This is a genomic window from Cyclobacterium roseum (assembly GCF_010119225.1).
In the GTDB taxonomy this organism is placed as follows: domain Bacteria; phylum Bacteroidota; class Bacteroidia; order Cytophagales; family Cyclobacteriaceae; genus Cyclobacterium; species Cyclobacterium roseum.
In genome coordinates this window covers 49,747-69,832 of sequence record NZ_WNKF01000009.1, presented here as the reverse complement: position 1 = coordinate 69,832, position 20,086 = coordinate 49,747, and the positions used below count along the sequence as shown (strand labels likewise).

Below are 20,086 nucleotides of genomic sequence, written 5' to 3'. Positions count from 1 at the left end.
CTTGTATTCAACCCAATTATGCCATGAAAATTTATCATTGTCCATTTCTCATCCTTGTCGGTTTGTGTTGTTTTTCTCTCCAGTCAACATATGGGCAGGAAGAAAACGCTTACCGCCAATTTAATGAAGGGTTTCAGTCACCTCCTTCCTATGCTTACCCAAACGTTTACCACTGGTGGTTGGGTGGTCATGTGGACCGCCTTCGGTTAAAGGAAGAAATTCAGGCATTTAAGGAGGCGGGGATATCGGGGTTTACCATCTTCGAAATCGGCTCCAGGGATACCGTTCTGGTAGGAACAGGCCCGGAATTTTTGGGGGAAGAGTCCCTGAAAACCATTCAATTGGCCGTGGAGGAAGCCGGGAAACTGGGATTGGAAGTAGGATTGAATACGGCCAGTAGCTGGAATGCAGGAGGAAACTGGTTGACCCCGGAGCATGCCGCCAAATCCATCTATCAATCGAAAGTAACCCTTACCGGAGGGAAAAATCAAAAAGTCACCCTTCCCTTTCCCGAAATCCCAGAAACGGATCCAAGAGGCCGAAAGCGGATGATCGAATTCGGAGCAGATGGCCGACCGGTGTATTCCGAAGAGATCGTGGTGTTGGCCCTACCGGAACTTCCAGAGAATAGCCGGGCCGATACCAGCCAAATCCGGGACATTTCCGAATTTTTCAATCCCGAAACGGAGATCCTGGATTGGGAGGCACCCGAGGGGGAATGGAAAATTGTCCGGTACGTATGTTCCAATTCGGGCGAAAACCTGATTCTGCCTAGTAAATATTCCGCAGGCCCCATCGTGGACCATTACGATGCCGAAGCCACAGCCTTCCATTTTAATTATATCATCGACCGATTGCAATCGGTGTTGGGGGACCTGAGGCAAACTGCCCTGAAAAGCCTTTACATGGCCAGTTATGAAGCCAGAGGCTTTACCTGGACGCCTACGCTTCCGGAGAAATTCAGGACGATCAACGGATACGAGGTCAAAAAACTCCTTCCCATCTTGTTTGAGGAAGCGGAGTTTTCAGCCGAAACAACAGCCAATTTCCGGGCTGATTTTCAGCGGACCTTGTCCGAACTGATGATCCAAAATTTTTACATGAAATCCAAAGAAGTCTGCAATGCCCACGGTCTTAAAAACAACAGTGAGGCCGGAGGACCCGGTCTTCCCCTGCACAATGTTCCTGTGGAGCCCCTGAAGGCACTGGGAAAAGGGCTGGACATTCCCAGAGGTGAATTCTGGATCAATCACGGCCGGTATAATGAAGACGGAATGGATATCTTGCGGGTAGTGAAAGAAGTTTCTTCGGCTTCTCACATGTATGGTCTGGGAATTGTTGAAATGGAAGCCTTCACTTCCTTTCAGCATTGGCAAGAGGGACCTTTTGAAATGAAGCCAATCGGGGACCGGGCTTTTGCGGAAGGCATGAATAAGGTGGTCGTTCATGGCTCCACCCATAATCCCGAAGGAACCGGTTTTCCCGGCATTGTCTACCACGCCGGCACCCATTACAACGACAAACGGGTATGGTGGCCCAAGATCCGGCCTTTTAACGAATACCTGGCCCGTGTTTCCTATATCCTCCAGGAAGCGGATTTTCAGGCCGACTTTCTGTATTATTACGGAGATACCATACCCAATTATGGGGGACACAAGCGGAGCAGGTTTTCTCCGGGAGCAGGCTATGACTACGAACTGGTCAATACGGAAATTCTCCTAGGGCTGGAGGTGCAAGATGGAGAAATTATAAATCCCAAAAACGGTGCGCGATTTAGAATATTGGCATTGACGGAGGAATACGAAATCAATCCGGAAGTGTTGATCAAACTGAAAGATATGGCAGAAAAAGGCGCAGTGATCATGGGTCCGAAACCTAGCGGGATCGCCCAACGAAAAGTGAAACCCGGTATGTCGAATATGGAGGGTTGGCTGGATGATTTATGGCAACCGTTCAATGCAAAAGATTTCAAAACAGAAGAGACGGCTATATATCGTGATGCAAGCCCTGCTGAAATATTGGCGGCACTGGAACTTGCACCAGACCTTGATTATGAAGACAAGGCGTTCTATACGCTTGATTATACCCATTATCAAAAAGAGGGGATAGATTTCTATTTTGTGGTCAATACTACCGGTGACTGGCTTTCGAGAAATGTGCATTTTCGGCAGCAGGGAAAAGTACCCGAAATTTGGGATCCGGTTACGGGAAAGATAAGCATCGCATCCATTTATGAGCAAAAAGAAAAACAGCTTACCCTGCCACTTACATTGGCTCCTTACGAAAGTAAATTTGTAACGTTTAGACCAGGCAGAGAAACGGAACATTATACCCAGATCATCGGAGCTGGTTTACATCCTCCGAAAATTCATTTTCTGGAGGATGGTTTTGAAATTTGGGAAGAGGGAATCTTCGTCTTGCAGGAAGAATCCGGTGACCGGGAAATCCATGGACATATCCATGAAAAGGAAATTGCCGGTGCCTGGGAAGTTTTCTTTCCCGAAGGTTGGGGTGCTCCGGAAAAAGCGATTTTTCCGGAACTGACATCCTGGACAGCATCCGGAGTGGAAGGCATCCGGTACTTTTCCGGCACTGCTCGCTACGAAAAGCAATTCGTCCATGCCCTGCATCCTACCGACCATGCAAATGCCAAAATCTATCTTGATTTGGGTGATCTGTCGCATGTGGCGGAAGTCTGGCTGAACGATGAGTGCTTGGGCATTACCTGGGCCAAGCCTTACCGCTTTGATGTAAGCGATCTGCTTCGCCCCGGGATCAATACCCTACGCATTGAAGTAGCCAATACCTGGTCCAACCGGATTACGGGAGATGCCATAACCGGGGAAACGTACACCCAAACCCATATAGAGGAAACCAATATCAAAGGGATCAGCCATATACGGGTGCCCTGGGAGGAGGCACCCTTGATCCCCTCCGGATTGTTTGGGCCCGTGGCACTCCGTACCGTTGTGCCAGTCAAATTACCTCAGTAGCTCCAGGCAGCGAGGATTTTTTCCGATCATTTGGTACTCCAGAGGGATTAACCGGCCCCAGTCTGGGGGGAGGTACCCTGGAAGAAACAGTATCTGTTGAATTTGGAGACAAAACGGCAGCTATATTCATGGCTGCATAAAGCTGTCCATGACGCATATCATATTTTTCATTGGTATCAGTCATAGCGCATCAAAGCCTGGCTCATTAAATTTGCAATGTTATTACGTTAATAATGAGTTGTATCTGGCATTTATCCACTTTAATTTCAAGGGGATGTGGTTTTTTACCGAAAGCCCTCAGAGGATTAATTTTATTAGCTGTCCTTATGGTTTCTTCAAACAATAATTTGTTCTCCCAGGCCTGGGTTTTTAACCCGTTTAAGGTTCAGATTGATCCAATGGAAAAGCTCTTATTGGTCAATTTTGAAAAAGATCCCGATTCACTTTATATCGGCTTTGAACCACAGGTATTCGATGATGGAAAAAACGGCAGGGGGCATTTGATCATCGGTTGGCGGGTGGATGGAAAGGTCGATGTCTACCACCAAGCTTCCTTAACACTGGACCAGGCCAAATATGACATTGTGGGCAAAGGGCTGGCCAATATGGTTGAAGTGGAAATGCCCCTTGCTTCTTTTGAAGTAAATGATTTCGGGGTGCAAGCGGATTACCAATTCATTGACCTTTTGGGCAGAACCATAAAAATCCAAATCTTTGAGCAGAACCCTAAGAGCCGAAAACCTTTTGGGCTGCTGGCTCCGATGGGGGATGCTGCTGAAAACCCTTCCGCCATGCCTTTGGTGTTGCTACACGATTTTTATTTTGTCAGAAGGAAAGACACTGATTTTCATGTATCCATTGATGGGAAAGTTCATTCTCCGGATGTTCTTCCGGTACCTATGGACTGGATGAATATGTATTTTGCCAGGTACAGTCCCAAGCCTTTGATCGCAACCTTAAATCCGGCCTACGATGGTCCTCTCTCGCAGGAAGTGGTGGATGAGGGAGTAGAACAAGTTACGCAGGAAAATACAACTTTGGAATTGGAGTGGGGGGGTGGTTTTCCCAAATTAAAATCCCTTACCAGACACAACCTGGTGCATGATATCAAGTTTTCTTTTGATCCTGCCTTTCCCCATTTGGAGGCGGTGAAGGCAGGAACATCTCAGGAAGGGCATTTTTTGGTTGAAGGCCACCCCTCTACGGGTTCGATATCCGGAGATTATTTGATCTGTGCCAATAAAGAAAGTATCCTCATGGTGTTGGTCCCTTCCAAAGGATGGAAACCCAGGCCAACAAAAATATCATTAAGGTTGCTGTATGCCGTGGGTAAGGTATTCAAACAGTGGCCCGGTACTTACAGATGGGAAGCCAGGCTGGAAAAAACCAAAGAAGGGGAATGGCACATGAAATCACATTGGAAAAGGACAGGTAAGGTTTTATAAGATTGGAATGGGTTTGAGTATAAATTACGGGAAGTAAGGAAACAAGTATTTTTCACTGTCTTGTTCTAAAGAACCGGAGGGAATTCTTGTTATTAGAGGGACCAATGTGGAGGCTGAAGAATTAATGCTTTCCGATATCGCTTCTTCTATCAAAGAAATTCCTTTGGGAACAAGGTTTGAATTGAATCCCATCATCGTACGGGTTAAGCTAAAAAAATAGTCATAAAAGTGAGACTCCCCAATAGAATGGCCTATTGGCATTTAAAACCGAAATTGCCTATCTTTAAAAATAGAAAAAGAAGCATAACATGGCAACTGAAGTAGTAAAGCGGTTGATCAGTGTAGATGAATACCACCAAATGGGGGAGATAGGCATTTTAAAGCCGGACGACCGTTTGGAACTGATACACGGTGAAATATACGAGAGGAGCCCCATTGGAAGTAAACACGCAAGCATCGTCAATAAATTGGCTAGCCTGTTGAATGAGCTGTTCAAAAATAAGGCAGTCGTCGGCGTTCAAAATCCAGTTCAAATCGATGACAGGAATGAGCCCGAACCGGACATTTCCCTATTAAAATATCGGTCGGACTATTATTCATCCGCGCATCCGGCCCCTGCCGATGTGCTGGCCATCATCGAAGTGTCCGATGCTTCTATCAAGTTTGATAGGGAAATAAAGCCGCCACTCTATGCCTCCCACGGCATTCAGGAATACTGGATAATCGATTTGGGTAACAATTGGATTGAAGTCCATACGAATCCGAAAAAAGGAAGCTATTCCAGCATCCAACGATACCTGCCCGGCGAGAAAATTTCCCTGATGGAGCAAAAACTTTCTGTGAAGGAATTGCTCATTTTACCTTAGGTTGGTGTCTTTTTTTTGAAAGCCATTCCGCCATTTCCTTTTTACTCCTTTGCATTTCAATTTAACCGACCCAATCCTATGAAGCAGTTGATTGTCTTGTTACTTTTTATGCTGGCCCTAAAGCCTCTTGCCTTTGCCCAAAACCGCCTTCCTGAAATCAGGGAAAACATTCCTTTGGATTCCATCCGGCTAAGCGATCCCTGTATTTTGGCGGACTCCGAAACTTCCATGTATTACATGACCGGAACGGGAGGTTTGCTCTGGAAAAGCAGGGACCTTAAATTCTGGACCGGGCCGTTTCGGGTTGTCGAAACCGACCCGGATTCCTGGATGGGACCCCGACCAATGATCTGGGCTGCCGAACTTCATCAGTATAAAGACAAGTATTATTCCTTTGCCACCTTTACCAACCGGGAGGTAAAGATCGATACGGTAAAAGGTAATGTGATCGAACGCAGGGCCTCCCATATCCTGGTTAGCGACAAGGCGGAAGGACCTTACCGGCCCATGGAAGATCCGACCTATCTGCCGGCTGACAAGCCGACGCTGGACGGAACCTTCTGGGTGGACAAAGACGGCAAACCCTATATGGTATACTGCTACGAGTGGCTGCAAAACTGGAACGGAACCATCGAAAAAATCGAATTGAAACCGGATCTGAGTGGTGCGGTGGGAGAAAGCGAGCTCCTTTTTAAAGCCAGTGAGTCCCCCTGGAGCCGTGAGATCAATGATGCAGGAGATACCATTCCCAACAAGGTCACGGACGGACCCTGGTTGTTTAAAACCCAAACCGGAAAACTGAGCATGCTCTGGACCAGCTGGGTGTTCGGTGATTATAGCCAAGGGCTGGCCTATTCGGAAAGCGCGACCCTGGATGGTCCCTGGGTTCACGATGAAAAGCCCTTTACTCCCCCAAACTATGGGCATGGGATGTTGTTCAGGACTTTTGATGGACAACTGCTGATGGCCGTCCACAGCCACCGGGTAGGGGAGAACGGCCGGTACATACGGATCCCAAAACTTTTTGAAGTCGATGATTCTGGGGATAAACTGGTCCTGGGACAGCCATTTAGTGGCAATGAATACTAATAACCTTAACTAAGCGTTCTTTAGTTAAAAAAGGGGTTCTATGGTAAGAAATACTGCCTTTCTTGTTTTATTGATGCTTGTGTTTTCGTGTTCTGAGGATATTTCCTCACCCGGGGAGCCGGAAGAAATGGAAGGGCCTGCGGAAGTGGAGGAGACTACAGAAGACCCCGCCTATCCGGTCTGCGGATTTGATTTGGATCAGGAGGGAGACCCCATACCGCTGATAGGCAATTGGGAATTTGTCGGTTTTGAACATCTGGAAACAGGCAATTTTTACCCCTATACCTGTACGGCGAGACTGGCTCATCTTACCCATTATCAGGGAGGATACGATAATAGGCTGGATGACTATGATTTTCCACTTTACCTGAAGTTAATGGATCAGGAATGGGCTGAGGAAGATGAGGCATGTCAGGGAAGGTTTAAACTGGAAACCAGGACCCATCTGGGGGTACTTCATTCCTGTTTTTCTTACGATGAGCAGGGAGCGATTGGGTTTGAAGTTGGCTTGCCCTATTGGGATTTTCCAGAAGGCGGCACCATTATTTTTCCGGAGGAAAGCCACCATATCGACTACTCGGAGGGTCTTGAGAAGGCTGTTTCCTACGAAATTGAGGCGAACCGGCTGTATGTGTATTACGATAGCGAGGACTACCGCATGGTGTTTATCGCGTTGGTGAAAAATGAACCAAGTTAACGGATAGCTGTTTTTTTATTCCATTTTCAACGCATGGACTGCCTTTGCACTGGCTGCTCGCAGGGCCTGTAATGTCACCGTAATAAAGGCGATGGAAAAAATCACCAGTGCGGACAAAGGAACAATCCACCATTCAAAATCGATCCGGTAAGCATACCCGGACAACCATTCTTTCATTAACCAATAGGCCAGTCCCGAACCCAGCAAAATGGAAAGGGCAACGATAAATATAAACTCCCGGTTGATCACATTTAAAATTGAAATGGTAGAAGCACCCAATACCTTGCGAATGCCAATTTCTTTGGTTTTTTGTGCCGGATAAAACCCCTTATCGCAATTTTAAAATGGTTTTTGAACATAAGAAACCCTTCCTAAATGTGAAATTGTTCCCGGATGTTTTCAGTCACCACCTTGCCATCAAAAAGATTGATGATCCGGTGGGCGTAGTTGGCGTCATGAGGGGAGTGGGTGACCATGACGATGGTGGTCCCTTCATTGTTCAGCTCTTCCAAAAGGCGCATCACCTCTTCTCCATTGGCGGAGTCCAGGTTTCCCGTAGGCTCATCTGCCAGTATCACCGCCGGTTTGGCCACGATGGCCCTGGCGATGGCCACCCGCTGCTGCTGACCACCGGAAAGCTGTTGTGGAAAATGATTCTTCCGGTGCATGATGTTCATTCTGGTCAATACTTCCTCCACCTTCTTTTTCCTTTCGTCGGCCGGGATTTTAAGGTACAGGAGAGGCAATTCCACATTCTCAAAGCAGGTGAGTTCGTCGATAAGGTTAAAACTCTGAAAGACAAACCCAATGTTTCCCTTCCTAAGCTGAGACCGCTGCCTTTCCGAAAAATGAGCCACTTCTTTTTCCAGAAAGTAATATTCGCCTTCGTCAGGATTGTCCAACAGGCCAATGATATTCAGTAGGGTGGACTTGCCACATCCGGAAGGCCCCATGATGGCGACAAATTCTCCCTTTTTTATTTCGATTTGGATATCGTCCAGGGCAGTAGTCTCTACCTCTTCGGTGGTGTACCGCTTTTTTAATTGATTGGTTTTGATAATGTGTTGCATTTTTTCAGCTATTTGTTTTACCCTTTAAGTTCCATTTCAATCTTTTCCCATAGCGGGAATTGTAGCTAACTACCGTCCATTCTAGCTTCTTTAACGGCTCAGGTTCAGAACCTCATTTTTCCCGAAATTTTCATAGCCGCTGACAATCACTTTTTCCCCTTCTCCGAGTCCCTCGATCACCTCGTAGTACTCTGGGTTTTTCCGACCCAGGCGGATAGTTCTTTTTTCCGCTTTTCCTGTTTCCTCATTGACCACGAATACCCAATTGCCTCCGGTATCTTTGTAAAACCCGCCGGTGGGCAGCAATACCGCCTGTTCGCTTTCTCCCAACTCCAATCGGATCCGGACCGTTTGCCCCCTGCGGATGCCGGAAGGGGCATCATCGGTAAACACCATGTCGACCTCAAACCGGCCTCCAGTCACACTGGGATAAATCTTTGCGATCTCAAGTTCGTAGGTTTCGCCTGAAAAAGTAAAGGTTCCCTTCAGACCTGTATTGATCCTGGGCAGGTACAGTTCATCAATTTGTACCCGGGCTTTGAATTTATCGATGATATCTATTTGCCCGTAGCGTTCTCCAGCGTTTATGGATTGCCCCACTTCAATTTGCTCGGTGGTCAATTGCCCGTCGATGGGGGCTTTTACCACCAGGTTATCCAAAATGTGCCCCACACCGTTCAGCGACTGGTTCATCCTTGCTTCTGAATCCCTCAGTTGTTTTTTCTGAATGGAGCGCGCGATGGAATCATTCCTATAGGAGGCATAGGTCAGTCGTTGCCGCTTCAAATTGTACTCGTATTCCTCTTTTACCTCCTCAAGCTCCCGGTCGGAAATCAGTTTTTTTTGATGCAATTCCCGGAACCGATCATATTGGGGCCTGAGCAAATTGATTTGGTAATCGATTTCCGCCAGTTGCGCTTGTTGGCTGAGGTCGTTTTGGTCTAAAAGCAGGCGTGTCTGTCTCAAGTTATTGATTTGAAAATAGAGATCGGTCTCCCGTTGCATGACATCCAGTTGAAGGTTGGAATTGGTCAATAGTAATAAGGTGTCCCCTTTTTCCACCATGGAGCCCGACTCCCTGATAATTTCCTGGATATTCCCCCGCTCGATGGCATCCAGGTAAAAAATTTCTCCCGGTTCGACGCTCCCGCTCACGGGAATATAATCGGTAAATTCACCCCTTGTCACATTGGCAATCGTCAGTCGTTCCCGGTCCACATTCATCGAGGACCTGGCATCTGCAAAAACCAATTGGTAAATAATAAATCCCAAAAGCAAACTACCGGCGAGCACGCTTCCGATCAATTTTGGTGTCCAGGTTTTCTTTTCAATCTTTCTGTCCATTTCTTGGAGCCTGTTTTTATTCCTACTGACTTAGCCAATTAACATGCCACTGGCAAAACCCCTGAAATAATAGCCTGATGGCCAATTTCCAGAAAAGAAGAGCGCTTTTTCCGAACAAATTTGTCCGCCAGCGACCAAAATTGCATGGTATAGGTACCTTTCATTTTTGGAACCGAAGTCAAAACGTTGGGAAAAATAAGCTTATATTTCATGGAATGACCGATTTTGGGAAAAGTTTGTCCGCTTGTCTCCTTTCGGTACAGGTTTTGGGATTCTCCCAATGGGCAAAACCTATCTAATAGATAAGATATGAACGAACGAAAAAGCGGAAAGATCCTGATCGTGGATGACAATGAGGACCTGTTGAAAGCCGCAAAAATATTTTTAAAAAGACATTTCGGGCAGGTGGACACTGAAACCAACCCGGGCATGCTTCCTATCCTGATGGTAAATGAGCATTATGATGTTATTTTATTGGACATGAATTTTACCAAGGATGTCAGCAGCGGTCAGGAGGGGTTTTATTGGTTAGATAGGATCCTGGAATTGGACTCCTCTGCAGTAGTGGTGCTGATCACCGCTTATGGTGATGTGAATACCGCCGTGAAAGCGATTAAGGAGGGGGCTACGGATTTTGTGCTTAAGCCCTGGGAGAATGAAAAATTGTTGGCCACCCTAAATGCTGCCGTACAACTCCGGCAATCGAAGTTGGAACTGTCTCAGTTGAAGGACCAGCAACAACAGTTTTATAAAGACATGGACCATAAGTACAAAGACATCATTGGTCTGAGTCCCTCCATGATAAAAGTCTTCGAGACCATTGACCGGGTGGCGGCCACCGATGCCAATGTTTTGATATTGGGAGAAAACGGTACCGGAAAGGAACTGGTTGCACGGGCTATTCACAGAAACTCCAGGCGGCATCGGGAGGCTTTTGTAGGCGTGGACTTGGGCGCCATTACCGATACGTTGTTTGAAAGCGAACTTTTTGGTCATAAAAAGGGCGCTTTTACAGATGCCAGGGAAGACCGGGCGGGACGTTTTGAGCAGGCTCATAGGGGCACGCTTTTTCTCGATGAAATCGGTAACCTGCCCTTATCGCTGCAGTCCAAGTTGCTGGCCGTCCTTCAAAACCGGGAGGTTACCCGGGTGGGAACAAACAAGGCCATTCCCATCAATATCCGCCTGATTTCTGCCACCAATATGGCCATACATAACATGGTTTACGAAAACAGTTTCCGGCAAGACCTCCTTTACCGCATCAATACCATTGAAATTACCCTCCCTCCACTTCGGGAACGGCTGGAAGACATCATGCCACTGGCCAATCATTTTATCGGCATCTATTCCAAAAAATACCATAAAGATATTCGCAAAGCCGGAGAAGCGCTGATCAAAAGGATGCAAAAGTATTCCTGGCCGGGAAATATCAGGGAACTACAGCACAGTATCGAAAGGGCGGTGATCATGACCGACCGTAGTGTACTCCAGCCGGAAGACTTGTTTATCCAAAAACAAATGGAGCCGGAAAAGCTGGAGGAAACCATTAACCTGGACCACCTCAACATTGAGGATGTAGAAAAAATCCTGATCCGAAAGGCCTTGCAAAAACACAACGGGCATATCACCCGGGCTGCGGAGGAATTAGGACTTACTCGTTCTTCCCTGTATCGAAGATTGGAGCGTTATGGGCTTTAGATCATTTTCAGCCGGCATCGTGCTCCGGGTGCTTTTAATCGTTTTAACCGTCACGGTCGGTATGTTTTATTTATCCGGGGAAAATGCCCTCCTGACCGGAATCCTTTCTGCTGTCATTCTGACTATCCAGACGTTAAACCTGATTTCCTACTGTAATACTACCAATAGAAAAATCACCCGGTTTCTGGACTCTATCCGATACTCCGATTTTTCATCTTCCTTTACCAGGGACAGCAAGTTGGGCAAGTCGTTTAAGGAGATGAACCTGTCCTTTAACGAGGTGATTGCTGCATTCAAAAAAACCAGGGCCGAAAAAGAGGAGCAGGTGCTGTTCCTTCGGATCATGGTGCAGCATATTAATACCGGCATCATTTCCTTTGAAAGTCAGGGTAAAATCGGGGTGATCAATGGGGCTGCAAAGCAACTTTTACAAATTCCGCAGTTCAAAGATATCCACGACCTGGGTAAACTTTCCGAAGAATTACTAAAAAAAGTGCTGGAATTGACCCCTGGGGGTTCTTTTTCCATAAGGATCAATGGCGAACTGCACCTGAATGTACAGTCCTCTGCCTTCAAAATGGATGGGCAGAGTTGGACCCTGCTTTCATTTCAGAATATCAAAACAGAGTTACAGAAAAATGAATTGAAGGCCTGGCAAAACCTGACCAAAGTACTGCGGCATGAGATCATGAATTCCATGACCCCTATTGCCAGTCTGTCCAATTCCCTGGGGACCATTTTAAAGGAAGATGTGGTACCGGCGAAACCTGGAATGGTCATCAATAATGACAGCTACCAGGACCTGTCGGAGGGACTGGCCACCATTTCCAAAAGGAGTAATGGTTTGGTCGATTTTGTTAATGCCTACCGCGATTATACCAATATTCCCCACCCGAAACTCAAATCCTTTAAAGTGAGTGTACTCTTCGAACACGTTTGCGTACTCATGAAGGAGGAACTTTCTGCTTCGGGGATATGCTTGAAATCGCAGTGTGACCCAATTGATTTACGGGTCTATGCCGACCGGGAGATGGTGCAGATGATCTTGATCAACCTGATAAAAAATGCCAAAGAGGCCATGGAAAAGGCTACCCAATGTGCTATCGTCCTGACGGCCGGAAAAACCAGCCACGGCATTCCGATGATACAGGTTACCGACTACGGAGAAGGCATTGTTCCGGAAGCTGCTGAAAGAATCTTTGTGCCTTTTTACACGACCAAAAAGTCCGGAAGCGGTATCGGGCTGGCCATATCCCGCCAAATGATGCACCTCCACCAGGGCAGCCTGGAAGTAGCCTCCTTACCCGGGGAAATGACTACTTTTACCCTGCTTTTTGGTCCGGGAAAAGGAGGAGGTTAATGCATTGGTATTGATTCATACTCTTGGCTGAACAGAATCAAATCCATCTAGTCCAACGTTAGGGGTGCAGGTCCTCGGCCAACAAGCCTAAGGCATACTTCAGTATTATTTTCTGGAAAAACAGGGTATAGGCTGCCTGTACATGATCTGATTGGGCGGTAACTAATTGTTCGTTTGCCTGAGCAAGGTCCACAAAATTACTTACCCCGAGCCTAAATCGTTCTGATATCGCTTTCTGAGCTTCCTGAGCTGCTTTAAGCTGCATTTCGGTAGAGGCCCTGGTTTGAATGGCCGCCTTGAAGTTTTCCAGGGCTAGTTTCACTTCCTGAAAAATTTTCCTTTCCAGTGCCGTATTTTCCAATTGCTGGTTTATCCTATTCACCCGGGCACGGGTTACAGCAGTTTTATTGTCAAAATTATTAAAGACCGGGATGCTCAGTGAAAAGCCAAAGATTCGTTGCGGATAGACCATTAGTAATTGATCGCCAATGGTTCGTTCGTCCAACGAAGTGAAAAAGGTGTTGTAGTTAAAAAATGCAGAGAGCTGCGGATACATGGTGCCCTTGGCAGCGGCCAGCAGCCGCTGGTTCCCCTGTTCCAGGAGTTGCTGTTCTTTCAGGTCACTGCGGTACAGTAGGGCTTGTTCATACACTTCCTGTGGCTCCATCTCCAACCACTCACTGTGGTTTTGGTCAAGAGGTACCGGTTCAGGCAGCGGTAAACGGTTCGATTCGAATTGCAGGGTTTCGGCCAGGGCCCACAAGTCCGTTTCCCATTGGACTTTGGCATTCAGTGCCACCGTTTCCAATCTGGCGACTTCAGACTGTTGATTATACTGATCGGACAGGGTTCGCAGTCCGGCCTCAACAAAGCCTTTGATTTGCGCGAATTGACTTTTTTGATTTTTCAGGTTTTCAGTAGCAATGGCGTGTAACTGTTCATCCAATAACACCTGAAGATATTGCTGGGCAATGGTAAAGCTTAGTTCTTCTTTTGCCCGGGCCAGGGCCTTTTCACCGGCCGCTTCAAAGAAACCGGCCGCCTTGGTTTCATGTAGGCGCTGAAAACCATGGAAAACGGGAATTCTGGCACTAAGACCGGAAGATAGGATGTCATTGATCTGATTGGTGACAATTAGCTGGCCCTCCACCTGTTGAAACTGTTGCCCAACCTGTCGATTGAGATTCGTATTGATATTCACCGATGGCAGGTGGCGTAAGCGGGCATTTACCCTGGACATGGTGAGCACTTTCTGTTGGTTTTTTTGGGTTGCGTAGTCCAGGTTCTGCTCCAATCCTATGGCTATTGCTTCGTCAAAAGTAATGGGAATGGTATCCTGGGCGAGAACTGCTTTTGTCCCCGCAAGTAAAAAAAGGGTAAGGAGCGTCCAATTTTTCATATTAAAGTTTGGTATCATGAGCAATTTTCCCGTCTAACATTTCGATCAAGCGGTTTCCGTAATCCGCATTTTCCCTGGCATGGGTAGCCTGGATGATGGTGGTTCCTTCCTGGTTAAGTTCCCTGAATACTTCCATGATTTCTCTTGCCTGAGCCGAATGGAGGTTTCCGGTTGGTTCGTCTGCCAATAACACCCGGGGTTTACCGGCTATCGCCCTTGCGACACCTACCAACTGCTGCTGGCCACCGGACAATTGTTCCGGAAAGAGGTCCTTTTTTGCTACCATATTGAAACGGTCTAAAAGACCTGCCACGATTCCCTTCCTTTCCGAGGAGGAAACGTTTCGATAGAGCAATGGTGTTTCGATATTTTCATACACCGTTAGCTCATCTATCAGGTGATAGGCCTGGAAAATATATCCAAATTCGGATTTATGAAGCGCAGTCCGCTGCTTGTTTTTCATGGAAGCGATGGCCGTGCCATCAAAAAAATAGGACCCTTCGTATTCCTCGTCCAGAAGACCGATGATGTTTAGTAAGGTGGACTTCCCTACCCCTGAAGGCCCCATTAAGGTGATGAATTCCCCTTGGTCTATTTGGAGGTGAATGCCCTTCAATATGAATATTCGCTGGAACCGGGATTCTATAAATTTGTCGATTTCTTTTAACTGTATCATGAATTTGATTTGATGGCCAGGGTACGCACCCGGTGTCAGAAGTTAATTCTACTTCCATGCCATAAAAAAGATACCTGAAATGACCGAATAGGGGGATTTTAGGATGGGACAATACTACGTTACCCGAACACCTTTGTTCGCTGGCGAACAAAATGATGTGCTGATGGGTTGATTTGGTAATGTGCTGATGATCCGTGCTGTTCGGTATTTACAATTTAGACCCTCAGGTAAACAGGGTTTGCAACCCTGCTTTGGTAAATGAAATTTCTATTGGAAACCCAGCCAAGGGACCTATGCAAAATCGACTAAAATGGAAATAGTTTTTAAGCCAATTGCTGATGGCTAAATGACAAAGGCCTAAAAAATTAAACAATTAACCCCATCCGGATTTGACATCCATTCACTTGCATGAAAACAATTATGCATGTGCAAGGGGTAGGATGTCTTAAGGTCGACCTATTAGCCATTTTTCACCCAGCTTCTATTTATTCTTAGGTGGGAGCTTAGGAATCTAAGCCTTCCTCCTTATCCAATCCGTGTTTCATTTCGAATTGATTTCGTTTGATTTCAAATCGCTCCAACTCCGTATTAATTATGTCCAGCGATTCATTAAATGTGGAGAATAAATTTCCCATATTTTTTTCCATTTCCGAGAAATTGAATTCCATCGCATCCATCTGCAGTTTGGAAGATTTTTCTACCATGGCAACCTGGCTATTCTTAAGGTCTTCCAACATCCTCAAAGCCCGATCCATTTTCTCTAATTTTTCCCTGTTATCCATTTCTTTTTATTTTTTTTATTGAATTAGTGCAAAAACTGTTCCGTATAGTAATTTGCAGGCATAAAATGGCATCCTGATGGTTTAATGATAGGATGGTCTGATGATTCGATGGTTTGATTTTGCTGATCAATCGAGGTGCTGATTTGGTTAATGGTGTACTTACTTGATGGTATAATGGCTTGTTTGGATTGTGCTGGCTGGGCATCGACTCCGTTCGGCCGAAGTGGAGGTGCTGTTCGGAATTTGCAATTCCGAACCTCAGATAGTTAGGATTTGCAATCCCGATTACGTAAAATTTATTACCCACCCCTCCACTTTTAAGGTTGTTTTCCCCATTTTACCTGTCCATGGGGCTTGGTGACATGCCTATGTTGAACCCCTGCCGGGGTTCCGGGTGTATGGCGTTTTTTTGACCACGGGTTGCCACCCATGGCTAGTAATATTCAAGCCCATTCGGGCTTGTGTATTCGAGTCCCTTAATCGTTATGATAATTGGAATTCGTAATGGCAGCCCCGGTAGGGGCTGAATATCATTGCCCTCGCCTGGCAAGGCGGGGTTGAGGTTTCCCCAACTCCGGAGGAGTTGAAGATAATCCGTTATTGTGTTAGGGATGAAGACTTTGGATTCTTTTTTGATCGCATCCATTCCTTTGGGCTCGGTCCAAGTCTATAATTACGGATTTCGGTTTTTTGCGGTAATGGGTTTAAGGTGCGCTTTTATGTTGAACCCGGCCGGAGTTCCGGGTGTAGGGCGTTATTTTGTCACATGGGCTGGCACCCATGGCTAGTAATATTCAAGCCCATTCGGAATTGGGTACTCGACAAAAATGAAGCTTCATTAATTGATTTATCAAATTACGAAATCAAGCTTTTCTTGGATAATCAATTTAAAAAATAAAATGGTATAGGAAAAATCACATCAATCCAGATATTTTGGGTCGTATTCAACTCCGTTTTCTTCCAGGATACGAATGAACTCTTCAAGAAAAGAAACCTTTTCATGGTGTTCTTCCTGTTTGATGATGTATGGTACCAATCTTTCTTTTTCCTTGAAAGAATGTGTAAAGCCTCCATATCCATTCTGCCATCCCTGAAATTTTTCAAACAGTCCTTCTCTTTTGATCATTTTTCCTGAAGCTATTTTTATATCCTTTACCAAGTCGGAAAGTGCGACTGTAGGATGAATATGTGTCAATATGTGAATATGATCTTCGACACCATTAATTTGGTAAAGATGACATTTTTTTTCTTTGAGAATGCCAGTTACATACTTAAACAATTCAGGTCTTTTTTCTTTTGTAAGTATTGGTTGTCTTTTGTAAGGAGTGAATATGATATGATGAATTGATTGAATATAAGACGACATAGGTTATAGGGTTATATGGAAAATCTTTATAACAATATATAAAAAATCTCTATCAAATTAGCCAATTATTATAGCATTGTGATGCACGTCCATATTGAACCCCGCCGGGGTTCGGGGTTTATTTCGTTTTTTTGGCCACGGGTTTGCACCCATGGCTATTGATATTCAAGCCCATTCGGGCTTGTGTATTCGAACACATTAATTTTTATGATAATTGGAATTCGTAATGGCAGCCCCGGTAGGGGCTGAATATCATTGGCCCCGCCTGGCAAGGCGGGGTTGAGTTAGGGTTGAGGTTTCCCTAACTCCGGAGGAGTCGGAGGATTAGAAGATGATCCGTGATTGTGTTGAGGGTGGAGACTTTGGATTTTTGATTGCATCCTTCTTGAGGGCTTGGTCCAATTTTATAATTACAGATTTTGAGGTAATGGGTTTATGATGCACGTCCATATTGAACCCCTGCCGGGGTTCGGGGTGTATTGCGTGTTTTGTTCATGGGTTTGCACCCATGGCTATTGATATTCAAGCCCATTCGGACTTGTGTATTCGAATCCCTTAATCGTTATGATAATTGAAATTCTTAAAGGCAGCCCCGGTAGGGGCTGAATATCATTGGCCTCGCCTGGCAAGGCGGGGTGAGGGTAGGGTTGAGGTTTCCCCAACTCCGGAGGAGTTGAATATTCCAAAGGCCGAAACAATTAACCAAATTCAATCCATTAACCTGCACGCAAAAAAACAAATATCTACAGTTACGGAATCTCAACCTACCCATTCATTCGTTTCTGAGGTTAGCCACCGGATTAGTCCTTGCCGCTTGTAAGGCAAGGTAACCCGTAGTGAGAAAAGCCACGGTTGCGGCGATAAAGGCTGCCCCCAGGTAGATCCAGGGGCCTATCGGGATCCGGTAAGCGAAACCTTCCAACCAGCCTCCCATGATCCAGGCCGAAAGGGGGAACGCACAGATGGCTGCGATTCCCACCAGTTTGAGAAAATCTCCGGAGAGCATCAAGACGATCCCTGTAATTTCCGCACCCAGCACCTTTCGGATGCCAATCTCTTTGGTTCGCTGCTTGGTGGTAAATGTGGCCAGCCCAAACAAGCCCATACAGGCAATTAATATGGTTAGCCCGGAAAAAATAAGGATCACTTTCCCCATTCTCCTCTCCGGCGCATAGGTCTGGTAAAACCTGTCATCCAGAAAGCTGTACGAAAAGGGCTCGTCCACTGCCATAGACGTCCAATTATCCTTTATGGACTGCAAAAGCCCTGTTACCCGGTCGGGTTTTATTTTTGCGATAACGGCTCCCTTGCCGCTGCCCAAAGTCATCACCAAGGGAGCAATGCGCTCGTGCATGGATCTGAAATGAAAATCCTTAACCACACCAATTACCCGGTAGACCTTTCTTTCTCCATCATTATTGGCATGGGATAGCCGCTTATCAAGTGCCTCTTTTTCCCAACCCAGGGCTCTGGCCGCTGTTTCGTTGATCAGCATTGCCGCATCATCCGAACCATATTCAATAGAAAAATTCCTGCCAGCCAGCAATTCCAAGCCCAGTGTGGGAAGGTACTCTTCGTCTACCTCATATCGAAGGGTTTTGATCTGTAGGGAAGGGTCGTCTTCGGGAAAAACAAAATAGTTGTTATTATAGCTGGGGCCGGAAGGCAGGTAGCCGGAAATACTCACGTGGGTTACCCTTTCATCTCGAAGCAGTTGCTGCCGGAAGGTTTCCGCATTATTTCCCAGGTGGCCAACATCCGGAAGAATCAAGACCTGCTCTTTTTCATAGCCCAGGTCTTTGTTTTGGATAAAACTCAGTTGGCGGTAGATGACCATGGAGCCAATAATCAATATGATGGAGATACAAAACTGGAAGACCACCAGGGCACTTCTTAAACTCAGCCTTCTTTTGCCAGGGTGGGCCGCGGGTGCCCCCTTTAGTACGCTAACGGTATTAAAGGAGGCCAGAAAGAAGGCCGGATACGCTCCTGCCAATACCCCCACCCCTAATCCAATTAAAAGAAGGGCAGGTAGTAGCCAGTAGTTGTGGGTTAATGAAAAGCCAAATTGATCTGCAGAGAAGTCGTTTAAGAACGGTAAGGTCACCTGTACGAGCACAAGAGCCAGCAAAAGTGCGAAGCTGCTGAGCAGGATGGATTCTGCCAGGAACTGCCCCCTCAATTGACGTTGAGCAGCACCCAATACCTTTCGGACCCCTACCTCTCTGGCCCTTCGACTGCCACTAGCCGTAGACAGATTGATGAAGTTGATACAGGCGATGAGCAACATAAAAATGGCTATGGCACTAAAAATATACACATACCGGATCTCTCCACCGGGGCCTAATTCACCCATCAGGTCGGAGTGCAGATGGATGTCGGTTAGCGGTTGTAGGTAAAGGCCAATTTTGTTTCCTGCGGCTTGAAATGCTTCCAGGCTAATACCCATTCCGGTTTGAAGCTGAGGGCCAATGTATTTTTGGGTCACCTGGGGTAATTTAGCCTGCAGTTTTCTGTAGTCATACGCTTCGGGTAAAACCAGGTAGGTATAGAATTCAGAAACCATAAAGGAAGGGTTGCTGCCTTCCGGAAAGGTGGACATGGATACCAGCAGATCAAACCGAAAATGGGATTGCCGGGGCATGTCGGCCATCACCCCGGTAACGGTGAAGCCCTCCTTCCCATCATTCGTCCAGATGACTTTTCCCAGGGGATTTTGACTCCCAAAATACGCCTCGGCTTTGGATTGGGAGATTACCAGACTGTTGGGTTCGCTCAATACCTTTTCAGGATGACCTTTTAATAGCGGAAAGGTAAACACTTTAAAAAAATTGGCATCCACAAATGCTGCCTCGTGATTTCGAAATTCGCTTTCATCCACGGTGATTGTAGGTGAACCCATCAACCGGATTCGGGTAGCGGCCAGGACCTCCGGGTAATCCGCTTGTAATACTTCGGCCACAGGGGGCATCACATGGGCTTCTTTGAGGACTTCCCCTTGTATATTGCCCTGAAAAACAACCCTGAAAATCCGGTCTGCTTTTTTATGAAAACGGTCGTAGCCCCATTCATTTTTCACAAATAAAAGGCAAATCAAACAGGCCGCAATCCCTATGGATAGCCCTACCAGGTTGATGGCAGAAAAGGTTTTATGTCGTAACAAGGTTCGGTAAGCGATCTTAAAGTAGTTTTTCAGCATAATCGATTTCTGGTCTGCGATTTAGAGAAAATGGGAGTATTATTTCCGAGTAAAATTGAATTGGAAAAACAGCCTCATTTTTATGGGATTTAGTAGGCAATA

General features: G+C 46.2%; 15 protein-coding genes and 1 pseudogene. 7 read left to right on the top strand and 9 right to left on the bottom strand.

Features of this window, described 5'->3' with window-relative positions; genetic code table 11:
• Nucleotides 1-23 precede the first annotated feature (23 nt).
• The 5 genes from GJQ68_RS13735 to GJQ68_RS13715 all read left to right on the top strand — a co-directional run bounded on the left by GJQ68_RS13735 (nt 24) and on the right by GJQ68_RS13715 (nt 7,090).
• The gene (locus GJQ68_RS13735; RefSeq protein ID WP_162417831.1) at nt 24-2,993 is read left to right on the top strand and encodes a glycosyl hydrolase; all 2,970 of its coding nucleotides are present in this window, start codon (nt 24-26) and stop codon (nt 2,991-2,993) included.
• A 398-nt stretch (nt 2,994-3,391) separates the two neighbouring features.
• Complete coding sequence (locus tag GJQ68_RS13730; RefSeq protein WP_235941512.1) at nt 3,392-4,438, top strand: hypothetical protein; 1,047 nt, start codon at nt 3,392-3,394, stop codon at nt 4,436-4,438.
• 308 nt (nt 4,439-4,746) lie between these two features.
• Entirely contained in the window at nt 4,747-5,304 is a 558-nt protein-coding gene (locus GJQ68_RS13725) for a Uma2 family endonuclease (RefSeq protein WP_162417829.1), read from the top strand.
• Between the two features lie 78 nt (nt 5,305-5,382).
• Nucleotides 5,383-6,393, top strand: coding sequence for a glycoside hydrolase family 43 protein (locus GJQ68_RS13720; protein ID WP_162417828.1), 1,011 nt, complete (start codon nt 5,383-5,385; stop codon nt 6,391-6,393).
• A gap of 40 nt (nt 6,394-6,433) precedes the next feature.
• On the top strand, nt 6,434-7,090 hold the full coding sequence (locus GJQ68_RS13715) for a hypothetical protein (RefSeq protein ID WP_162417827.1): 657 nt from the start codon (nt 6,434-6,436) through the stop codon (nt 7,088-7,090).
• A 15-nt stretch (nt 7,091-7,105) separates the two neighbouring features.
• Here the strand turns inward: GJQ68_RS13715 and GJQ68_RS13710 are convergent.
• The 4 genes and pseudogenes from GJQ68_RS13710 to GJQ68_RS13695 form a co-directional block, all read right to left on the bottom strand.
• A pseudogene (locus tag GJQ68_RS13710) lies at nt 7,106-7,393 on the bottom strand (ABC transporter permease); the annotation flags it as partial.
• Nucleotides 7,394-7,461: 68 nt separating this feature from the next.
• Nucleotides 7,462-8,160, bottom strand: a complete 699-nt coding sequence (locus GJQ68_RS13705; protein ID WP_162417826.1) for an ABC transporter ATP-binding protein — start codon at nt 8,158-8,160, stop codon at nt 7,462-7,464.
• 90 nt (nt 8,161-8,250) lie between these two features.
• The gene (locus GJQ68_RS13700; protein WP_162417825.1) at nt 8,251-9,504 is read right to left on the bottom strand and encodes an efflux RND transporter periplasmic adaptor subunit; all 1,254 of its coding nucleotides are present in this window, start codon (nt 9,502-9,504) and stop codon (nt 8,251-8,253) included.
• Between the two features lie 38 nt (nt 9,505-9,542).
• Nucleotides 9,543-9,716 (bottom strand): hypothetical protein, encoded by a 174-nt coding sequence (locus tag GJQ68_RS13695; RefSeq protein ID WP_162417824.1) that lies wholly within the window; start codon nt 9,714-9,716, stop codon nt 9,543-9,545.
• 97 nt (nt 9,717-9,813) lie between these two features.
• Here GJQ68_RS13695 and GJQ68_RS13690 point away from each other — a divergent pair, with 97 nt between their 5' ends.
• Together GJQ68_RS13690 and GJQ68_RS13685 are read left to right on the top strand one after the other, a co-directional pair.
• A complete protein-coding gene (locus tag GJQ68_RS13690; protein WP_162417823.1) occupies nt 9,814-11,202 on the top strand; it encodes a sigma-54-dependent transcriptional regulator in 1,389 nt (462 codons plus the stop codon).
• A gap of 61 nt (nt 11,203-11,263) precedes the next feature.
• A complete protein-coding gene (locus GJQ68_RS13685; RefSeq protein ID WP_235941509.1) occupies nt 11,264-12,562 on the top strand; it encodes a sensor histidine kinase in 1,299 nt (432 codons plus the stop codon).
• A gap of 58 nt (nt 12,563-12,620) precedes the next feature.
• Here GJQ68_RS13685 and GJQ68_RS13680 read toward each other — a convergent pair whose 3' ends face one another.
• The 5 genes from GJQ68_RS13680 to GJQ68_RS13660 form a co-directional block, all read right to left on the bottom strand.
• The gene (locus tag GJQ68_RS13680) at nt 12,621-13,961 is read right to left on the bottom strand and encodes a TolC family protein (protein ID WP_162417821.1); all 1,341 of its coding nucleotides are present in this window, start codon (nt 13,959-13,961) and stop codon (nt 12,621-12,623) included.
• 1 nt (nt 13,962) lies between these two features.
• On the bottom strand, nt 13,963-14,637 hold the full coding sequence (locus GJQ68_RS13675) for an ABC transporter ATP-binding protein (protein WP_162417820.1): 675 nt from the start codon (nt 14,635-14,637) through the stop codon (nt 13,963-13,965).
• A gap of 503 nt (nt 14,638-15,140) precedes the next feature.
• Entirely contained in the window at nt 15,141-15,419 is a 279-nt protein-coding gene (locus tag GJQ68_RS13670) for a hypothetical protein (RefSeq protein WP_162342745.1), read from the bottom strand.
• 919 nt (nt 15,420-16,338) lie between these two features.
• Entirely contained in the window at nt 16,339-16,785 is a 447-nt protein-coding gene (gene tnpA / locus GJQ68_RS13665) for an IS200/IS605 family transposase (protein ID WP_162417819.1), read from the bottom strand.
• Nucleotides 16,786-17,557: 772 nt separating this feature from the next.
• A complete protein-coding gene (locus GJQ68_RS13660; RefSeq protein WP_162417818.1) occupies nt 17,558-19,984 on the bottom strand; it encodes an ABC transporter permease in 2,427 nt (808 codons plus the stop codon).
• Nucleotides 19,985-20,086: the final 102 nt, after the last annotated feature.

What these genes read in the sequence shown, in the direction of transcription:
- GJQ68_RS13735 (WP_162417831.1), top strand. Translation starts at nt 24, where the DNA reads ATGAAAATTTATCATTGTCCATTTCTCATCCTTGTCGGTTTGTGTTGT.
- GJQ68_RS13730 (WP_235941512.1), top strand. Translation starts at nt 3,392, where the DNA reads ATGGAAAAGCTCTTATTGGTCAATTTTGAAAAAGATCCCGATTCACTT.
- GJQ68_RS13725 (WP_162417829.1), top strand. Translation starts at nt 4,747, where the DNA reads ATGGCAACTGAAGTAGTAAAGCGGTTGATCAGTGTAGATGAATACCAC.
- GJQ68_RS13720 (WP_162417828.1), top strand. Translation starts at nt 5,383, where the DNA reads ATGAAGCAGTTGATTGTCTTGTTACTTTTTATGCTGGCCCTAAAGCCT.
- GJQ68_RS13715 (WP_162417827.1), top strand. Translation starts at nt 6,434, where the DNA reads ATGGTAAGAAATACTGCCTTTCTTGTTTTATTGATGCTTGTGTTTTCG.
- GJQ68_RS13705 (WP_162417826.1), bottom strand. Translation starts at nt 8,160, where the DNA reads ATGCAACACATTATCAAAACCAATCAATTAAAAAAGCGGTACACCACC.
- GJQ68_RS13700 (WP_162417825.1), bottom strand. Translation starts at nt 9,504, where the DNA reads ATGGACAGAAAGATTGAAAAGAAAACCTGGACACCAAAATTGATCGGA.
- GJQ68_RS13695 (WP_162417824.1), bottom strand. Translation starts at nt 9,716, where the DNA reads ATGAAATATAAGCTTATTTTTCCCAACGTTTTGACTTCGGTTCCAAAA.
- GJQ68_RS13690 (WP_162417823.1), top strand. Translation starts at nt 9,814, where the DNA reads ATGAACGAACGAAAAAGCGGAAAGATCCTGATCGTGGATGACAATGAG.
- GJQ68_RS13685 (WP_235941509.1), top strand. Translation starts at nt 11,264, where the DNA reads ATGTTTTATTTATCCGGGGAAAATGCCCTCCTGACCGGAATCCTTTCT.
- GJQ68_RS13680 (WP_162417821.1), bottom strand. Translation starts at nt 13,961, where the DNA reads ATGAAAAATTGGACGCTCCTTACCCTTTTTTTACTTGCGGGGACAAAA.
- GJQ68_RS13675 (WP_162417820.1), bottom strand. Translation starts at nt 14,637, where the DNA reads ATGATACAGTTAAAAGAAATCGACAAATTTATAGAATCCCGGTTCCAG.
- GJQ68_RS13670 (WP_162342745.1), bottom strand. Translation starts at nt 15,419, where the DNA reads ATGGATAACAGGGAAAAATTAGAGAAAATGGATCGGGCTTTGAGGATG.
- tnpA (WP_162417819.1), bottom strand. Translation starts at nt 16,785, where the DNA reads ATGTCGTCTTATATTCAATCAATTCATCATATCATATTCACTCCTTAC.
- GJQ68_RS13660 (WP_162417818.1), bottom strand. Translation starts at nt 19,984, where the DNA reads ATGCTGAAAAACTACTTTAAGATCGCTTACCGAACCTTGTTACGACAT.